General features: G+C 27.0%; 19 protein-coding genes. 2 read left to right on the forward strand and 17 right to left on the reverse strand.

What is annotated here, in order from left to right:
• Positions 1–360: 360 nt before the first annotated feature.
• The 17 genes from greA to rpmG form a co-directional block, all read right to left on the reverse strand.
• Complete coding sequence (gene greA / locus BCF89_RS02600; RefSeq protein ID WP_111518722.1) at positions 361–831, reverse strand: transcription elongation factor GreA; 471 nt, start codon at positions 829–831, stop codon at positions 361–363.
• Positions 821–1,576 (reverse strand): BC85_0335 family putative methyltransferase, encoded by a 756-nt coding sequence (locus BCF89_RS08390; protein WP_111518723.1) that lies wholly within the window; start codon positions 1,574–1,576, stop codon positions 821–823. Before BCF89_RS08390 ends, greA begins: the two co-directional genes overlap by 11 nt.
• Positions 1,577–1,596: 20 nt before the next feature.
• Positions 1,597–1,908, reverse strand: a complete 312-nt coding sequence (locus tag BCF89_RS02610; RefSeq protein WP_111518724.1) for a hypothetical protein — start codon at positions 1,906–1,908, stop codon at positions 1,597–1,599.
• Between the two features lie 3 nt (positions 1,909–1,911).
• Positions 1,912–2,340: a Holliday junction resolvase RuvX gene (gene ruvX / locus BCF89_RS08395; RefSeq protein WP_111518725.1), complete on the reverse strand. Its 429-nt coding sequence runs from the start codon at positions 2,338–2,340 to the stop codon at positions 1,912–1,914.
• Complete coding sequence (alaS, locus tag BCF89_RS08400) at positions 2,333–4,993, reverse strand: alanine--tRNA ligase (RefSeq protein WP_111518726.1); 2,661 nt, start codon at positions 4,991–4,993, stop codon at positions 2,333–2,335. Before alaS ends, ruvX begins: the two co-directional genes overlap by 8 nt.
• A gap of 44 nt (positions 4,994–5,037) precedes the next feature.
• Positions 5,038–6,156, reverse strand: a complete 1,119-nt coding sequence (gene mnmA, locus BCF89_RS02625; RefSeq protein ID WP_211305420.1) for a tRNA 2-thiouridine(34) synthase MnmA — start codon at positions 6,154–6,156, stop codon at positions 5,038–5,040.
• Positions 6,157–6,254: 98 nt separating this feature from the next.
• Positions 6,255–7,682: a YitT family protein gene (locus tag BCF89_RS08405; protein ID WP_111518730.1), complete on the reverse strand. Its 1,428-nt coding sequence runs from the start codon at positions 7,680–7,682 to the stop codon at positions 6,255–6,257.
• Positions 7,683–7,685: 3 nt separating this feature from the next.
• Positions 7,686–9,131 (reverse strand): replicative DNA helicase, encoded by a 1,446-nt coding sequence (dnaB, locus tag BCF89_RS02635; RefSeq protein ID WP_111518732.1) that lies wholly within the window; start codon positions 9,129–9,131, stop codon positions 7,686–7,688.
• Positions 9,132–9,150: 19 nt separating this feature from the next.
• Complete coding sequence (gene rplI / locus BCF89_RS02640; RefSeq protein ID WP_111518734.1) at positions 9,151–9,588, reverse strand: 50S ribosomal protein L9; 438 nt, start codon at positions 9,586–9,588, stop codon at positions 9,151–9,153.
• Positions 9,579–11,540: a GGDEF domain-containing protein gene (locus BCF89_RS08410; protein ID WP_111518736.1), complete on the reverse strand. Its 1,962-nt coding sequence runs from the start codon at positions 11,538–11,540 to the stop codon at positions 9,579–9,581. The genes rplI and BCF89_RS08410 overlap by 10 nt, the downstream gene beginning before the upstream one ends.
• A gap of 136 nt (positions 11,541–11,676) precedes the next feature.
• Positions 11,677–12,228: a ribosome biogenesis GTP-binding protein YihA/YsxC gene (yihA, locus tag BCF89_RS02650; protein ID WP_111518738.1), complete on the reverse strand. Its 552-nt coding sequence runs from the start codon at positions 12,226–12,228 to the stop codon at positions 11,677–11,679.
• A gap of 1 nt (position 12,229) precedes the next feature.
• Positions 12,230–13,174: a tRNA (adenosine(37)-N6)-threonylcarbamoyltransferase complex transferase subunit TsaD gene (gene tsaD / locus BCF89_RS02655; protein WP_111518740.1), complete on the reverse strand. Its 945-nt coding sequence runs from the start codon at positions 13,172–13,174 to the stop codon at positions 12,230–12,232.
• On the reverse strand, positions 13,174–14,133 hold the full coding sequence (gene tsaE / locus BCF89_RS08415) for a tRNA (adenosine(37)-N6)-threonylcarbamoyltransferase complex ATPase subunit type 1 TsaE (RefSeq protein ID WP_111518742.1): 960 nt from the start codon (positions 14,131–14,133) through the stop codon (positions 13,174–13,176). Before tsaE ends, tsaD begins: the two co-directional genes overlap by 1 nt.
• Positions 14,134–14,244: 111 nt before the next feature.
• Complete coding sequence (locus BCF89_RS02665; protein WP_111518744.1) at positions 14,245–15,039, reverse strand: hypothetical protein; 795 nt, start codon at positions 15,037–15,039, stop codon at positions 14,245–14,247.
• Positions 15,040–15,166: 127 nt separating this feature from the next.
• Positions 15,167–15,739, reverse strand: coding sequence for a transcription termination/antitermination protein NusG (nusG, locus tag BCF89_RS08420; protein WP_111518746.1), 573 nt, complete (start codon positions 15,737–15,739; stop codon positions 15,167–15,169).
• Positions 15,740–15,774: 35 nt separating this feature from the next.
• A complete protein-coding gene (gene secE, locus BCF89_RS08425; protein ID WP_211305418.1) occupies positions 15,775–16,068 on the reverse strand; it encodes a preprotein translocase subunit SecE in 294 nt (97 codons plus the stop codon).
• The gene (gene rpmG / locus BCF89_RS02680) at positions 16,068–16,214 is read right to left on the reverse strand and encodes a 50S ribosomal protein L33 (protein WP_111518748.1); all 147 of its coding nucleotides are present in this window, start codon (positions 16,212–16,214) and stop codon (positions 16,068–16,070) included. The genes secE and rpmG overlap by 1 nt, the downstream gene beginning before the upstream one ends.
• 282 nt (positions 16,215–16,496) lie before the next feature.
• On the opposite strand from rpmG, the gene thiI reads away from it, so the two are divergent.
• Complete coding sequence (gene thiI / locus BCF89_RS02685) at positions 16,497–17,651, forward strand: tRNA uracil 4-sulfurtransferase ThiI (protein WP_211305419.1); 1,155 nt, start codon at positions 16,497–16,499, stop codon at positions 17,649–17,651.
• A 176-nt stretch (positions 17,652–17,827) separates the two neighbouring features.
• Entirely contained in the window at positions 17,828–19,747 is a 1,920-nt protein-coding gene (locus tag BCF89_RS08430) for a DNA gyrase/topoisomerase IV subunit B (protein ID WP_111518750.1), read from the forward strand.
• Positions 19,748–19,751 lie beyond the last annotated feature (4 nt).

The raw sequence follows: 19,751 nt of genomic DNA on the forward strand, positions 1-19,751 counted from the left end.
TGGTTATTTATTATTTTGTTTTGAAATTATTTATTTGTAAAAATAAATTGACGTTATGGTATTTGTATCCAGTTTTCAAAGAACTATCTAAATTTAAGATGCCAATCATGACTTTTAAGTCGGCATAGATATAAGTATATACAAAATAAAAAAACTTTTATAAAAAATAAAATATTTTTTTAAGTATTTAAATTTTAGTCATACTTTTTAATTGTTTAATACTCCAATATTGTCTATAAAAGGATAAACAACCTATAAAAGTATACACTAAAAAAATTTAAATAAAAAAACTAACTTTATTAGTTAGTTTAGGATTTTTATTAGATGGAATTCTTGATTATTTTTATAGATAAAAAGAAATTACATAATTGATTCAATTTTTACTTTATATTTCTTAGGTGCATCAACTTCTACAACATGGTTAACTTTGTGATTCAAAATTGCTCTTGCTAATGGAGAAGAGTTTGAAATCTTATTATTAAATGGGTCAGCATCAAGTGCTCCAACAATGGTAACACTAATAACCTTATTAGTTTTTAAATCTAATAGTTTTACAGTTGAACCGATTTTAACAATATTTGATCCTGAAGTATCCTCATCGATCAAAATAATATTTTCTAAAATATTTTGGATCTTAAGAATTTCATTTTCGATTGCTGCCTGTTTATCTCTTGCTGCATCATATTCAGCATTTTCAGACAAGTCACCTTGATTTCTAGCTTCTTTAATTTCTTCAATGACAGCAGGTCTAGCTTCTTCTTGTAGATAAGTTAATCTTTTCTTATATTGTTCAAGACCTTCTTTTGTTAAGTAGTGTTTGTTATCTTCCATGAGTTTCACTTTCTTTTTCTTCAAGAATTTCTTTTATATTATTTTTTGCTAAAAGTATAACATTTTTATTTTTGAATTTAAGAGTTTCATACCTTAAATTAAATGACATTGCAACTTGCTTAATAAATTTTGCTTTGTAATTTTGATTATTTTCAATAATTAAAATTCCGTTTGATGATAAATAATTAACACTTCTTGCAATATTATCATTAAGATCTGTTTTAGTATCTAATAAAATAACCAAATCTGCTACAAAATTTAATTTATCAATTTTTTTAAGCAATAAAAAATCAATTTCAGGAAATGATTCTTTAATTTTTTTATTTAAGCTTAAATCTTCCTTTCCATTTCAATGAACATTCTTCTTTGTCAGATTTGAAATTGAAAGACCTAAATAGTTATTGCTATCTTCCAAATAAATATTTTGATAATTATTTAAATAGATTGTATTAATAACAAAGCATGTAAAAAAATCATCGCTTAGATCAGTATAAAATTTTTTGATCCCATCTAAAACGATACCGAAATTAGGATTTCTTTCTTTTAATTTAGCAATTTCATTCTCTTCAATTGGCGAAATAAATTTCTTAATTGCTCTTTTTTTATAAATAAAACTTAAAATCAAAACAATGATAGCAATACTTAAAGCAACAAAAATTGAAATAATCAAGCCAAGTCTTAGATTGGGAGATATTTTGGAATTTGCTGAACTAAAAGCCGATATTCGAAATGTTAATCTATACATTGATTCTAACCTTCTTAAATCTAATTTTTAATTTCTTCCTCATTAAAATAATTAGATGTGATGTTAATACCATTTTCATCAACTAATTCATTTTCCTCAATGAATTGATCCAAAACATCAAACATAATGTCAATGATTGCTTCATCTTCAATTTCAATTAGTTCATTTTCTTTTCTTTGCGCAAAAATTAGTGCTTCTTTTGTTGCTAAAACTGCAAAAATACTACCATTTTCTTCAATTTCAAAGACACTATAAATCTTTTCACCATCTTCAAGAATAATTTCCCTCTCATCTGAAAAAAGATACACTTTATTTTTTTTATTTGTATTCATATATTAATTCTTCCTTTTTAAATAATCTTCCAAAATTACTTGTGCAGCAATGCCATCCTTAATTGATTTCATTTTTTTTGTATTATATCCAAAATCAAAAAGAATGTTTTCAGCTGCGATCGTGCTTTGTCTTTCGTCTTGAAAAATAATTGGCAAGTTTATTTGTTTTTGCAACCTTTCTTTAAATTTTTCTACCATTATTGTGCGTTTACTTTTTGATAAATCCATGTTTAGAGGGTATCCTAAAATAATTTGATCAATTTCATTCTGGTATTGACTTTGATTTAAATAATATTGAACACGTTTAATTACTTCAATGAAATGTCATTCTTCAAATCGAAATGTTTCAAGAACAAAAGCAATCTTTGAATTAATATCACTAATTGCAAAACCACAAGTTTTTTGGCCTAAATCAAGTGCCAGTTTACGCATTATTCAATTCCTTAAGTTTATTAATTAGTTTATTTGGATCTAATGATGTTGTAATTGAACCTTGCGAAACCAATTTATTACCTCCACCTTTACCACTAAATTCTTTTAGGATTTGATTAAAGATAATTGATGAATCGTGATTTTTTGACGTAACAATTAAAAAGTAGTTTGTTGCATTGGTATTGATTATTCCTATAATTATTGCTTCAGGAGTAGATTCTCTTAATGCAATTGTTATTTTTCTTAGTTGATTAATATCATTACTATTTATAAAAAAGAATTTTTTATGATTAATTAATTCGTATTCGTATTGACTTACATCTACTGATTCATTGTTTTTTTGTTTTAAGAATTTTTTGTAATCTTCTCTAATTTCTAATTCATTTTTTTCATATTGGTCTAAAAGGGATTCTTTATCAAATACATCATTTGGAATATTTAATTCAAATGAATAATTGTAGTCTTTCTTTAGTTGTTGATTGTTTTTTATTAGTGTAAATAATAGTGCTTGTTTTTCTTTAATTTCATTCAAAAGATATGCATTTACAAGTGCATGAGATGTAATGACTCTCAAACGATAAATACCGCTTCCTTTTGAATCAACTGAAATGATTTTAAAATTTTCAATAACGCCAGAATTAGGGACGTGTGTACCACCACATAAATCCTTAGTTATTCCTTCAAATTCAACAACTCTAACTTCATTGGCATCATGATATTCAGATTCTTCAATTGTCATATAAGCACCTAATTCCTGTGCTTTTTTTACTGAAGTTATAATGTAATTTCTTTTCGCATTCATTGCGATATATTGATTCATAATCTTTTCAATATTTCTAAGTTCAGCCTTTGTTGGGCGATGATCAAGACCAAAATCAAAAGTAAAATGATCAAAACTTATATTACTTCCTAATTGTTCAATTACATCATTTTGGTATGTTTTTCTTAATGCATGAAACATAATATGTGTTGAACTATGATTTCTTGCATAATTAAGTCTCTTATCTGCATCAACATAACATAAAACTTCTTTATCTTTTTTGATTTTTCCTTTAACCATGTGAACATGATTTCAAAACTTATCTTTAAATACATCAAGAATTTCAATTTTATTGCCATCTTGAAGCATATAACCATAATCATGATTTTGACCACCACTTGTTGCATAAAATGGCGTCTTATCTAAAATTACATATGAAACATCTTCATCATTATTCGTATGATTAATTTCATTTTCTTCGTTTAAAAGATACAATATTTTAGACTTTGAATTTAAGAAATCATACCCAATAAATTCTGATATTTTATTTGGGATTAAAGCTAGGGAATTGATAACTTTTTGCATACCAGCAACAGCTGCAGCTTTTGATTTTTCTTGATGCTCTTTTAACTTAGCATTGAAATCATCTAAATTAATTTCAATATTCTTTTCTTTTAAAATCTCTTGTGTTAATTCAATTGGGAAACCATATGTATCAAACATCTTAAATGCAATATTTGCATCAATTTTGTGATTCTTTTCAAGTTCATTTTCAAGAAGTCTTTCGCCTTCTTTAATTGTTTTAGCAAATAATTCTTCTTCTTCTCTAATTACATCTTCAACAACTTTTATATTGATATCATAAATTAATGTATCTTTCACAGTTGAAACTAGTGTATATAAAAATGATTTTTGCTCAATACCCAAAGAAAGACCTGCACGATATGATCTACGAATTAAACGTCGAATAATATATCCTCTTCCAACATTAGATGGTTTAACTCCGTCATTGATTGCATTCACACTGGCTCTAATGTGGTCAGCTATAATTTTAAAAAGTGTATTGATTTTAGTTTGTGATTCATTCTTAATAAAGTAATTATTAATATCATAATGAAACTTTGTTAGTTTTTCAGTTTCTTTAATAATTGGAAGAAAAAGATCCGTATCAAAATTAGTTGGTGCATCTTGCATAATTGACACAATTCTTTCAAGTCCAGCGCCAGTATCGATATTTTTAGTAATTAATTCAGTGTAGTTATTTTCTCCATCATTATTGAATTGCGAAAAAACAATATTTCAAATTTCAATGTATCGATCATTTTCAATATCATTCTTTAGTAATTCAATTCCACGTGAATCATATTTATCACCACGATCATAAAAAATTTCAGTATCAGGTCCGCAAGGTCCTTGACCAACATCTCAGAAATTTTGCTCTCTTGTTCCTTTAATTAAATGATCCTCACTAATTCCTAAGTTAACTCAGCAATCATAGGTTTCTTTATCTTCTTCAAAATAAGTAATATAGATTCTTTCTTTTTCTAATTTAAGGATTGAAAAAATAAATTCATAGGCATATGCAATTGCTTCTTTTTTAAAGTAATCACCAATTGAAAAATTTCCAAGCATTTCAAAAAAAGTATGATGTCTAGATGTCACACCAACATTTTCAATGTCATTAGTTCGAATTGAACCTTGTGAATTAGTTAATCTTTTTGAAGGAGGATTTTTTTTGCCACTAAAATAATCTTTAAGTGTTGCAACCCCTGAATTAATCCAAAGAAGCGATGGGTCGTTTTGGGGGATTAAAGATTTAGATTCAACTACTAAATGATTTTTTGAAGAAAAAAAATCCAATCACATTTTTCTTATTTCTTTTGAAGATAGCATATTCCCTCTCTTTTCTATTTAAAAACTGAATTTATTTTTTTATTTTATAAATAGTCTTTCTTTTGGCCTTGATAAAAAATTTGATCAATGATTGCTGCACCGACTACTTTATCATTGTCGTATATGACAACTTCTTGCCCTGGAGTTACTGCTTCTGTATCAGCATAAATAACTTCAATTGCATTATTATCTAATATTTTTATTTTACATTTAATATCATTTTGACGATATCTAAATTTAGCAGTTAAATTATTTTTATCATAATCTTTTGCTAATCAATTTCAATTAATTGCAATTAATTTATCTGATAATAGGTATTCTTTGTGATCTGCATTCGTTACATAGATAACCTTATTTTTAAGATCGTGTCCGACAACAAAATATGGTTTTTCATAGCCACCAAGATTAAGACCTTTTCTCTGACCGATTGTATAATACATTGCGCCATTATGTTTTCCTACAATCTTTTTGTTATGAATATCAATAATATTGCCAGGTTGTGCAGGAATATAATTTTCTAAAAATTTTGTAAATCTTCTTTCACCAATAAAACAAATGCCAGTTGAATCTTTTTTTGAAGCAGTTGCTAAATTTAATTTGGCAGCGATTTCTCTAACTTCATCCTTTCTTAAATTAGCAAGTGGAAAAAGACTTTTAGATAATTGCTCATTTGAAAGTTGAGCCAAGAAGTATGATTGGTCTTTTGTTTCATCTTTTGCTTTATATAAATATCCATTAATTGTCTTAGCATAATGTCCCATTGCAATATAGTCAGCATTTAATTGGTTAAAAGCATAATCAGCAAAGGCCTTGAATTTAATATATTTGTTACAAAATATATCAGGATTTGGTGTTCTTCCTACCTTATATTCTTCAATTAAATATTGGAATACGTTTTCTCAATATTCCTTAACAAAATCAATTCGATGCAATTTTATATTTAATTGATTTGCAACTGCTAATGCATCCAAATAATCTTGTTCTTGAGGACAAATATCCTTACTTATATCTTCATTACCAAGAAAATCATTATTTAGCATTGAATCTCAATTGCGCATGAAAAGACCTTCTACATCATATCCTTGCTCTAGAAGTAAATAAGCACAAACACTAGAGTCAACACCGCCACTCATTCCCAAAATTACTTTTTTTGCCATATTTATACCTTAAAAATATATTAAATTATAAGGTTTTTTTAGTCGCCAAAATCATTTTTTTCGTTTTTAAAAATAAAATAAAAAAGAGTCTCAAATATGAGCTCTTAATCTACGAATGATGTATCAAATTCACCTGAAATATTATGAATATTTGAAACGGTGATTCATGCTTGCTTATCAACCTTTTTAACTTGTTCTAGAATTATATCTCGCTCAAAGAATAAGGCGACCGTTTCAATCTTTCCAAATTCATTATGACTAAATCCACCGACACCATTGAAAATATTAAATGGGTGCACATAATTGATTTTCTTAAATTGTTCAGCAATTAATTCTGGATATTTGGAATAGATTTCAATCTTTACTTTTTTGTACTTTGGATAGAATTTGTTAACTAAAAATGTGAATATAAATAGATACGAAATTGTTCCTAAGATTCTCATCAAGAATAATGATGAATCTCAAACGTGTCCTGTAATATTTTTAGTATATTCTAATGAACCTACAACAATAGTTGAGAATGCTGAGAAACAAATTGAAACTAATAGAAAGGCATTGCCAACTGGTTTTTTATTTTTATAAGCAATATAGTTTGAAATTACTGACGCACCACCAATTGAACCCCTTTGTCTTCAAGCAACGATTGAAGCAAATCCTTCAGCAATCCCTCCCAAGAATGCATATACAATTACAGGTCAATTTTGCCCATTATAAACACCATAAATCTTAGTTTCATCTTTTCCATTTAGTAGTAATGGAATTAACTGATTAATTTGAAGATTATGAATTGTTTTACCTTGTTCATTTAAAATCTTTTCTAAATTCGATATAACTGCAGTTAAGTCGTTTTTATTGAATTGATTTTTAAAATAAGTAACAATTTCTCAGCCTGATAAACTTAACTCGTTAATTCCTTCATTGGTGTTGGATTTAATAACTCTAATTATTTTGTCTAAATTATCACTTTCAGCATACATCTTTGTCACAATACGTGTATCAATACCAAATGGATCTCAATAGTATTTAGCTTGACCAATTGGATTATATAACGATATTTTTTGATTAATGAAATTTACAATTGGATTTGATCCTCTTCCTGAATATTCAACAAATATTAATTGAACAATTACTTGGAATATCATTCAATAATAAGTCACTACCATAAACATACGCGGATTGAGTTTCCAAAATGCAAACATTAAAGGTAAATTAACTAAAACATAGAACAAACCAAAATATTGTGCAGTTGCTGGTGCTGTAAAAGTAATAATTTGTGATAGTGATGATGTTCCAGAGGCAATTGTTGCTGCTTTCTTGAGAAACACAGTTAACCCAATGTTATACAAAAACGCACTAACAAACATTCAAAATATTTTCTTAGGATATTTTTTTCAAATATTAATAATATCAACTTTTAAGGGATTTAGGATTGCATTTTTTTCTTCTCTAAGACGTTTTTTTTCTTCAATTGTCAATCTCTTTCTTTTAATCTTATTATCCAATTCTTTTGTTTCTTTTGTTTCTTTCTTCATTAATTAATCTTCTTTCACTCTTCGTATACCATCTAATTGCGTTTTTATTTTATCTCTTGGATCTTTATCATATATAAAACGATTATATTCAGGTACAAAAAGAAGTTGAATTGTTTTCGTTGCCCCATGACGATTTTTTGCGACAATAACATTTGTTAAAGAGGCATGTACTTTATCTTTTGTAGCATATGCAAGAATATCTTTTTCTTGCTCATCTGTTTTCTTATTCTTATAATAATCATCACGATGTAAGAAAACAACCCTATCAGCGTCTTGTTCAATTGCACCTGATTCTCTTAAGTCAGAGATTAATGGTGTTTTGTCTTCACGTTTTTCTACGCTCCGACTTAATTGACTCAATGCAATAACTGGACATTCTAGTTCTCTTCCTAATTGCTTTAAAGACCTAGATATTTTAGCTACTTCGAGCTGCCTATTTTCTTGCGATCGCTTTGATGAATCTCCAATTAGTTGCAAGTAATCAATGATAATTAGATCAACTTTAGCATTTCTAGCAAAACGTTTTGATAATGTTGAAATATCTGAAATTGTAAGTGTTGCACGGTCATTGATATAAATTTTTCAATTTGACATCTCTTCAACTGTATGCATTAGATTTCTTTGATCTTGGATATCTAACTCTTTTATTTTTAGTTTTGCAATCGAAACAGTTGAATCAATTGCCATCATTCTCTGAACTAATTGTGGATTAGACATTTCTAAACTAAAAAATAAAACTGTTTTTCCTTTTTTTGCAACATTATTTGCAATATTTAAAGCAAATGCCGTTTTTCCCATTGCTGGACGTGCAGCAAGAATCATTAAGTCACCTTTATTTAACCCTAGGAGCACTTCATCTAATTCAGGAAATCCCAGCTGAAGTCCAACACCAATATCACTATCTAATTTTCTTAGAATTTGTTGCAAAATATTTTCAGCTGTATCTCCAATCTTTTCATATGTTGAATTAATTTCAGAAATGTCAATATTAATAAGTGATAATTGAATATGAGATAATAAATCTGATACATCAAAAGTCTTAGTTGTAATTGTTTCGTTGACTTCATTTAGTAAATTAGTTAGACAATCTACTTTGTATTGATCAATAATATTTTTAGCATAAATTTCAATCTCAGAAACAAAACCAGGATTCTCCATCAAATAAGCAATATACTCAGATGAAGTCATCATAAATGAAGCAATTTGCTCAAATTGCTTCTTTTGTTCTAAATAAGATATAAGAATTGGAAGGTCGAAGTTTTTAGAATTGACAATAACTTCAGAAATTGCGTCATATAGAATTCTATGACTCGAAAAGTGGAACATTTCAGAACGAATAATGACGCCAATTTTTACATAAGATTCAGGATTAACTAAAAGCAATCCCAATAATGCAGCTTCATTATTGGCAATTGCAATTTCTCTTGAACTTAATGAATTATTTTGCATCTTTCCCACTTTTTATCTTTTATTTTTCTTCAAAAATCTCAATTAATAAAATTGCTGTTACTTCTGGATGTAACTTAACATTAATATAATGTCTTCCAAAAGTATTATATGAGTGTTTTTCAAGTGCATGTGCACCAATTTTAATATTATGCTTTAGAAGTTCTCTTTCAATTGCTTTGTTAGTAATTGACCCATGAACTATATTTCCATTTGACTTTAAATGAAAATTTAGTGTTAACATTTCGATTTCTTCTTTTAAGGCTTTTGCTTTTGCTATCTCATTTTGATAATCTTCTTGTAGATTTTGTTTAACTCTTTCAAGATTTGCTAGCGTTTGTTTATTAACAGGTTGCGCATACCCCTTTTTGATTAAAAAGTTTTTAGCAAATCCATCATTAATTTCAACGATTTGATTTACATCATATTTGTCATATTTTTTAATTATTATTACTTTCATTTTCCTACACTCACAATTGCTTGTCTTAAATTATCGACGAATACTTCAATTTTTTCATCACTTTCAGCTGCAGCACTACTAAAGTGACCACCTCCGTTAACTGATTCAGCAATGATTTGAACATTCGTATTAATCCCTCTTGCTGACATCTTATATTTTTTTTGACCAACTAAACCACCGATTACAAATGCCGCCTTTCTTCCATTAACTCTTAGTATTTCTTCTGCTGCAATTGAAATTACATCAGGTGAAACTCTTATATCTTTATAAGCTAAAAAGTATCCTGGTTTTACTTCTTCCAAATTTTCTAACAACTCAAAAACCTGACTAAATACTTCTTCATTTATTTTTAAATTATTAACAGAAATTGATATTTTAGCACCTCATTTTTCTAGCAAAGCAGCTGCTGAAAATGTTTTTGATGAAGTTTGTTTTTGGAAATTATTTGTATCAAGATAAATTCCATCTAGTAAACGTTGTGCTGTTTCATTATCTATTTTATCATTGTTATTTGTAATTGCAATAATCTCAGTCACAATTTCAGAAGCTGATGAGGCAAGAGAATCAATATATAAATTTTCTTTGTAAATAAAGTCAGGATTTGTTCCTAGTCGATGGTGATCAATGATAATAATATTTTCTTTTTCAATATTCTTAAATGCATTTTTATTTTCAATTCTATTTTCAGCTGATGTATCACAAATCACAACAAGAGTTTGACTATCATTCATTGCTGTTGCCTCAGAAGGACTTATAAATGCTTGTTTTTCAATCGGACTTAGTAAATTGAATGATTTCTGTGTTGTTTCATCAAAAGTTTTGTTCTGAATAAATGCATTTTTTCCAAATTCTTTTGCTAATTTATAAATTGCCCATGATGAACCTAGAGCATCTAAATCAGCATTCTTATGACCATAGACAATTACTTTTGTAATATTTTTTGATTTTAATTTATTAATTAAGATTTTTGCTATGTATGAAACATTAGTTCTTGACATATCAATATCAATTTCTGAAATTGAACCATAGAATCGTGGGTTTTCATTCTTTGTTAAAACTGTAATCTGGTCACCACCACGAGTTTTTGATTGTAATATTGCTTCCTTAGCTAATTCATCAAGAACACTGAATTTATAAATTCCATAAGAAAAACCACCAGAAAGTGTAATTGAAATTTTCTTACTTAAATTTTTAACATTTAAATCTCTAAAGACTTCAAATCCATCCTTTTCAAATTGATCCAAAGTTTCTTTATTTGTAATGATAAAAAATTGACCATTTTCATATTGATGATAAACAATATTATATTTCTTCGAAATTTCATCAAAAAGCAAAGCTAGGTTACTATAAATCTTATACAAATCCTCTTGCGGTAAGGAAACTTGGTATAAGTTAATATTATCAATATGAAGCTCACCTAAAACTATTGATTGTTTCTTGTAATCACTCAATAGGTTTGATTGAAAAGTTATGTCTTTAACAATTACAATATTTTTTTCAAAATTTACATGAATTGAATATTCATAGTTATCTTTATTAAAAGAAAAATCATAATTTGAGTCATTTCAATCTTTGACTTTAAAAACCTCATTAATGTTTTTGCCAATAATTGCATCACCAAAACGATTTAAAATAAAATTAGTTGATCAAATAATTTCTCCGCTATTTAAAAAAATCAATATTCCAGTTCCAGATTCACTAATTTCGTTTTGGATATATTGACTCAATGTACGATTAATGAATAATGACTCCTTCAAAAATTTTTTAATGATAAATCCGCTATAAATTCCTAATCCTAAAATTAGAAATGAATATATGATAATGATTGGTGTTCTTCATTTAAGTGGAAGCACAAAAATACCTGCAAAAAATATTATTGTAGGAATAATAAAAAACGCTAATATTTTGATAATAAAGATCGTTAATCTCTTTTTATCTTCTTTTGTTTTCATAGATTAAATTATACAAAAAATACATCAAAAAAAGGAATAGTGCAACCCACAAATTCCTTAATTACAACTAATTAAATAATGATTATAAAAAACTATTTGTAAGATTGTTATCTGTTAATTAAATGTCTAAACAAATTTATAAATTATAGTGTTCAATAATGTCGATTAATCCAATTTGTTTTGATGAAGAAACTAAGAAAATATTAATTTCTTTTTTAAATGTAAGCGCTTGTTTTTTTACTAAATGGCGCTGTGATTGGTTTGCTTTATCTAATTTTGTAATAATAATATCAAATGGAATTGAAAGAGATTCTATATACTCAATAATTTCAAGATCAATTGAACTAAAACCAACTTTCGCATCAATAAGAAAGCAAACTAATTTTTTACTTTTTGAATTACGAAAATAGAAATCGATGATGCCAGCAATTTTTTGTTGTTCTTTTTTTGACATCTTAGCATACCCATAACCAGGTAAATCTACAATCGTTTTTTTATTTGTACTCTCAAAATAATTAATTAATCTCGTACGACCCGGTGTTGATGAGGTCTTAGCAATTTTATTTTTAGCTAAAGCATTAATTAATGAAGATTTTCCGACATTGGAACGACCTCAAAATATAATTTCTTCTTTATTATCTAGCAATCAATTTTCTTGTGAAGTTGAACTTTTGATAAATTTTCACATTTTATTTCCTTACCTTTTCGTATGCTAATCTTGCAATCATCATTGCATTATCAGTTGTATATTGCATCTCAGGCAAATAAACATTTTTATGCAATCCTAAAAACATATTTCTAATTCCAACATTTGCACTAACTCCACCAGCTAAAACTATTAAACTAGGATTAAATTTATTAATTGCTTTCTTTAAAGTATTTTGTAAATATAAAATTACTGTATTTTGAAATTCCGTTGCAATCTTATTGACATTTATTTCTTGATTTTTTTGTCTTAAATTATTTACTAAATTTATTACAGCTGTCTTAATTCCACTAAATGAAAAATCGAATTCATTTTCAGTCTTTGGGATTGAAAAATGAGATGTATATAAATCTCTATTTTCTTGTCAAATTTTATCAATTACAGGTCCACCTGGAAACCCTAAATTTAATTTTCTTGCAATCTTATCATATACTTCACCGACTGCATCATCTAATGTTTCACCAATGATTTCAAACTCATCTTTCTTAGAATAATGCATTAATTGAGAATGACCGCCTGAAATTAACAAACAAAGTACTGGAAATTCTAATTCCTTTTTTATAAATGCTGAATAAAAATGACCTTCTAAATGATTTAAGCCTAGGATTGGTTTTTTGTATATTTGTGCCATACTTTGCGCAATCACATATCCAACTTGCAAAGAACCAACAAGACCTGGTTCTTTGGTATATGCAATATAATCAATTTCTTTAAAAATTTCTTTATTATCAATCTTTAAATTCTTTAATTCTTCAATCAGTAGAAGAATATTTTTAACATGCATTCTTGATGCTAATTCCGGTATTGTTCCGCCATATTTTTTATGAATCTCAGTCTGTGTAATTGTTTTCATTCAAAGTGGATTGTTATTTTCTAAGATAGCAAATGAAGTATCATCATGAGAGGATTCAATTGCGAAAATTTTCATTATAGTCCTCCTATTTGCGGATCAGATGCATAAATTAATTCTTCATCCAAAACATTATTACATTGACTAAATAAACTTAAATATTGTGATGGGTTTTTTATAAACAATTGATAATCAAACTTATCAATTTTTTCAATTTCATCACTTAAATTGATTGATATTTCATTATTTTCCTTAGTTACCATATAAGTTTTATATTTGTTTGCTTTAATATAAATAATATTTCGATTTAATTGACTAAAAAATAACTCATATGTTGGAGATAGCATAATTTTTAAATCGTTATTCAAAAGCGGTTTATGGAGTAAAAAATTTGTCGCAGCAAAAGAGAAACCTAATCTTGAACCAGTAAAACTTCCTGGTCCCTTTGTTGTATAAATACAATCAAAATATTCAATAGATAAATTATTTCTTGCTAATAAATCATTAACTTTTTCAAAAAATAGATCAGTTTTTTTAACTAGTTTTTCTTCTAATATGTAATCAATTACTTGATTGTTTTCAATGACTGCAAGAAATAAATCTTCAAGTGATGTTTCAACAAAAAGACTTTTAGTAATCGTATTATTTGTAATTTCAAAAACATGATAGACTTCATCATCAACTAATTCAAGTGTTACATTAATAGAAACATAATTTTTGAAATTATGACTTATATTTTTTGATCATTCAATAACAACTAACTTATTTTCAAAATATTCTTCATAAGCAAATAAATTACCCCTTAATTTATATGCATCAATATGAACTAGATTATCATAACAAATCATTGTATTAAAGGTTGGTGAAACAACAATTTTCTTTTCGCCAAGTTTTCTTGCAATTGCTGAAGTTAATGTAGTTTTGCCAGCCCCAAGTTCTCCATCAAGTAAAATTGCCTCAAGACTCTTAAGTGAAACTAAATAATTAACTAAGCTATCTAGTGATTCATTTTCTTTAAAATAAAATTTATTTTTCATAATATCACTTCTTATTTGAATAATATAATTTCAATCTTTTATTGCTTATTTAAATAAAAATAAAAAGAAGAAATTTAGAATTTAAATATCAATTCTTCTTTTTATTTTCTATTAAGATTTTTTGGTTTCAAGGTCTTTTAATATTTTATTTAAATCAAAGATTGCTTTGTCAATTTTTTCAGGTTTAGATTTTTCAATATCAGTTGAAACCTTTGTAGATTCATCTAGTTGTTTTTGCAAGTCGTCCTTAATCTTATTAAATTCTTCTTGACTTAGTTTTGTCTTATAATCATCAAATTTAAGAGCTTCTAATTTCTTTTTTGTTTCTTCAACTAATTTAGGTAAAAATTTCTTATCCAATTCAACTTTTTTATTTTTAAATTCATTAAAAATCTTTTCTAGTTCAGCAGTGTATCCTTTAGTTTTCTCAGCACTATACTCAATTGATTTGATTGCTTGATGCTTAGTTTCTTCTTCTTGATATTTTTTTACAAGTTCAGCCTTTAATTTATTATATTCTTCGCCTAAATCAGTTAGCTTTTCATGTGAGAATTCTTTTAATTTATCAATCTCTTTCTCAACTAATTTTTTGTTATTTGCATGTTCTTCTTTTTTTGCTTCATTTTTTTCTTTAGCTTCAGAAGTAACTTTTTTTAGTTGATCTATCATTGGATTAAACTCTTTATTTGAAGCTTTGGGATCATTTAAAACTTGAGTTGCTTTTGTTACTAACTCATTTAAATCTTTTTTAAATTCATCAAATTCAAGGGATACTAGAGTTTCTTTACTTATTTTAATTTGATTTTCTAAGGCTGGTTTTTTATTTGAACATGAAATTGCACTAATGGGTAAAAGAATTGTCGATAAGCCACCTAAACTAAGTAAAATTTTTGCTGATTTTTTCATAATTTAAACCTCTTTTTAAATCTTAATCTTCAATAAAATGAATAATCCATAATTATACAATAATTATGTTTAGATCCTAACTTTTGGAGTATATAAAATCTTGATTAATTTTATATAAAAAATATGCTTATCCGCATATTTCTAAATCACTATATGAAAACTCTGTTGGAACCTTTCTTCCGAATTGTTCAATATTTACAAATGCTTTTTCTTCACGGTCATTATTCTTAATAATTTCACCAATTTCATCTTTGTAAATTCCATTTTTGATTCTTACAATTGTTCCTTCTTTGAATGCGGTTTCAATGTCTCCTGATTCAAATTTTTCAATCAAAAATCTTTCTTTTTCAATCATTTTTTCAAATGTACGTTTACTAATTGGAGTAGGTTTTGCTCCCTTCCCTGATGAACCGATTAATCCTGTTACATATTGCGTATTACGAACTAAATATCATGATTCATCTGTCATAATCATATTAATAAAAATATAACCCTTATAAATGTTTACATAGGTAACTTTAAATTCTTCACCTTTTGTTTTCTTTTCAAGTTCCTTATTAGAAAGATGAGGCATTTTAAAAATTCTTATATCTTTAAAAAAATCATCCATTCCTTGCGAAGAAATTTTATTTCTTAAAGCTTCAATAACATTATCTTCTTTTCCAGATACAGTTGAAACCATATACCACTTAAAATCCATATTTTCTAACTATCTCCCAAATAAAAATCTAATATCTAAATCTTAATTCCTACACTATTTCATAAACTAGTAAATGCTAATGATACTAAAAAACAAAATAAAGCCATAATGATAAGAAAAGCAATTGTAATTCCAAATCATTTTCAACTTTTTGCATTACGAGGTCAAACAACTCTTTTAATTTCTTTAACTCAGTTTCTAAAAGTATAAAGTCTTGCTTCTTTTGCTATTTCTTTTTTTTGCATTCGCATTTTTTTCTTTAATCTTTTGTTATATTCTTTCTGAGTTTTAAGTTCTTCTTTACTTAATTTTTTATCTTCGTTTACCATTACTTTTCCTCTTTGTGCAAAGTTTGAGCATTACAAAATTTACAGAATTTTTTAATCTCTAAACGTTTTTCATTGCTTTTATTGATTGAATAATTCTTATGCAAGCAAGTTTGACAGGCTAATGAGACTTTTTTTTGCTTTTTCATAGTACTAAATTATATAGTTTTTTTGACATTATCATAATAAATATAAACCTTAGAAAATTTAAATATATGTATCAAATTAATTTAGTTATTGATAAATAAGTTTTATATTTTATTAATTCAAGATCCTGCAATTTTATAAAGAAATTTTCTTTCTTAAATCCCTAGTAAAAATTCATAAGGGTTAAGAATGTTTTAATGTAATATAATATTTAACAAAATACGCTTTCGTAGATAAGAAATCTCAATTCAAACAAATAAAAAAGAAAAATGAGGGGTTATAAAATGCAAGAAATGATTGAAAAAGAAATTCTAATTAGATATGGAGAATTAACACTTAAGGGAGAAAATAAAAAGGATTTTATCAAACAACTAAGAAAAAATCTTGAGTTATATATTAATAAAAATGAAATAAAAATGGAATACGATCGAGCATTTTGTAAGTATTCAGATTCAAATTTAGAATCTCTAAAATATATTTTTGGAATTTCATCTTATTCAGTTGTTTATAAGTCTTCAATCAATCTTGCAGACATTGAATTGGTAGTCAATCAAATTGCATCTGAAAATGAATTTGATACATTTGCAATTAACGCTAGAAGACACAATAAGAATTACAAAATGACTTCAGCACAACTTAATATGCACTTTGGACATTATATCTTAAGTAATTTTAAAAACAAAAGCGTTAATTTAACAAATCCAAGTTTGATTTTTTATATTGAAATTCGTGATAAATTTAGTTATATTTTTACACAATATATCGAAGGTATGGGTGGAATGCCTACTTCTTCATCAGGAGAAACACTACATTTAATTAGTGGTGGAATTGATTCACCAGTTGCAGCAAATTTACTTCAAAAAAGAGGATTACATATTTCATTCCTTAACTTCATAACACCTCCTCATACAGATAAAAAAACAACAGACAAAATCAACGATATCATTTCATTACTTACAAGATATCAAGGTAGCGCAACCTTATTTCAAGTTAACTATACAAAAATAATGAATTACATTGGATTAGTTTCCAACCAAAAATACAAAATCTGTCTAATGCGTCGTAGCTTCTATCGAATTGCCCAAAAGATTGCGAATAAATACAATATTAAAGCAATCTCCAATGGTGAAAACCTTGCCCAAGTTGCATCACAAACGCTTGAATCTATATATACAATATCAGAAGTTTGCAATCTTCCAATCCTACGTCCTTTACTTAGTTTTGATAAAAATGAAACAATTGCAATTGCAAAGAGAATTAAAACAATGGATATTTCAATTCTTAAGGCTTGTGAGACATGTGAATTATTTGCTCCAAAATTTCCCATTACAAAACCTAATCGAGAAACAGCAAAAGCATTAGAAGATGAATTAGTTGACTTATTTAAATTAGAAGATGAAATCATTGATAATATTGACATTATAAAATTTAATTTATAAAAAATACTTCTTAGAATAAAAAGCAAGAAGTGTTTTTTTAATCTTTAAAATTCTTTATTTTATTGCTGATTATTCAACGATATTTAAACATAAGATTGCTATCTTTAAATCCTAAATAATTACTTGGAATTCTAATTTATTTTAAATTAATTCAAAATATATATAATTTAAAAAATATGAGTATGTCTAATTATGAAGCAAATGATTTAAAAGTTCTAAAGGGCTTAGATGCAGTAATAAAAAGACCTGGAATGTATATTGGTTCAACTGATTCAAATGGTTTACACCACCTTATCTGAGAAATTTTTGATAACTCAATTGACGAAGCACTTGGTGGCTTTGCTGATAATATCAAAGTGACACTAAAGAAAGATAATTCAATTATTATTGAAGATAATGGAAGAGGAATTCCGATTACAAAACATGAATCAGGAAAAAGTGGTGTCGAGTTAGTTTTTACTGAACTACATGCTGGCGGGAAATTTGGAAATGGTGCATATAAAACAAGTGGTGGTTTACATGGAGTAGGAGCCTCCGTTGTTAATGCCTTAAGTTCTAAATTAGAAGTAAGCGTTTTTAGAGATAAAAAAGAATACTTTACAGCTTTTAAACAAGAAGAAATTACAACTAAAACAACTTTAATTGGACCTAGTTCTAAAAAAGGAACAAGAGTCCAATTTTGACCTAATTTTGATATTTTTAAAAAATCAAAATTTTCTTCTGAAATAATCAAAGAAAAATTGAGGGAAGCTAGTTTTCTAATTTCAAATCTAAAAATAAATTACATCAATGAAATAACAAATGAAAATATTGTTTTTCAAACCAATGAGGGAATTAAAGAATATGTTAACTTTGTTGGTGAAGGAAAGAAATTTATAAGTAATGTTTTTTATGCCTCAGGGATAGCAAAAAATAATATTGAAATTGAGATCTCAGTCGCATACACTGAAAGTTATAATGAAACTATATACTCATTTGTCAATAATGTTAAAACAAGAGATGGTGGAACGCATGAGACAGCATTTAAGGCTGCTTTAACTAAAACAATCAATGAATGATATTCAAAAAATACAAACTCAAAATCTAAAATTAGTTTTGATGGTTTGGATGTTAGAGAAGGAATCATTGCTGTTGTCTCATTAAAAGTTCCTGAGAGTATTCTTGAGTTTGTTGGACAAACAAAGGATAAATTAGGTTCTCCTGAAGCGCGTGAGGCAGTCGAGGATTTCTTTTCAGAAAAATTTAATTTTTATTTAAATGAAAATAAACAAGAAGCGGACAAAATCATTGAAAAAATTAAGCGTACCTATGAAGGTAGAATTGCTGCAAGAAATGCAAGAAATGAAGCTAGAAAAGTAAAAAATAAACTCGATACCAAAAAGATCCTATCAGGAAAACTAACACCTGCTCAATCAAAAATTTCTGCTGATAAAGAATTATTTTTGGTTGAAGGTGATTCAGCAGGTGGGTCAGCTAAAATGGGTCGAGACCGCAAAACACAAGCAATTTTGCCACTTCGTGGTGTTGTTATGAATACTGATAAGGTAAAATTAATTGACATTCTTGCAAATGAAGAGTTAGCTACGATTATTAATACAATTGGTGCGGGAATTGGTGAAGACTTCGATCTAAAAAATTCACAATATGGAAAAATCATTATCATGACTGATGCTGATGTTGATGGTGCACATATTCAGATGCTACTTCTAACCTTCTTTTGAAGATATATGAAAAAATTAATTGAAGCTGGCATGATCTATATTGCATTACCTCCACTTTATAAAATAACAATTAAAAATGCAAATAATAAGAGTTTTTATGCATGAGATGAAGATGGATTGCGAGAAATTACTTCCCAATATTCTCACTACGAAATTCAACGTTATAAAGGATTAGGAGAAATGAATGCCGACCAATTATGAGATACAACAATGAATCCAAAAACAAGAAATATCATTAAAGTAAGCATTGACAATCAAGCATTAACAGAGAGAAATATAACGACATTCATGAGTGACAACCCTGAAGCTAGAAAAACATGAATTAATGAAAATATTGACTTTTCAAGTATTGATGAATTTGAGATTCAAAAATAGGATA

It is taken from the genome of Metamycoplasma auris (assembly GCF_003253435.1).
Taxonomy (GTDB): domain Bacteria; phylum Bacillota_I; class Bacilli_A; order Mycoplasmatales; family Metamycoplasmataceae; genus Metamycoplasma; species Metamycoplasma auris.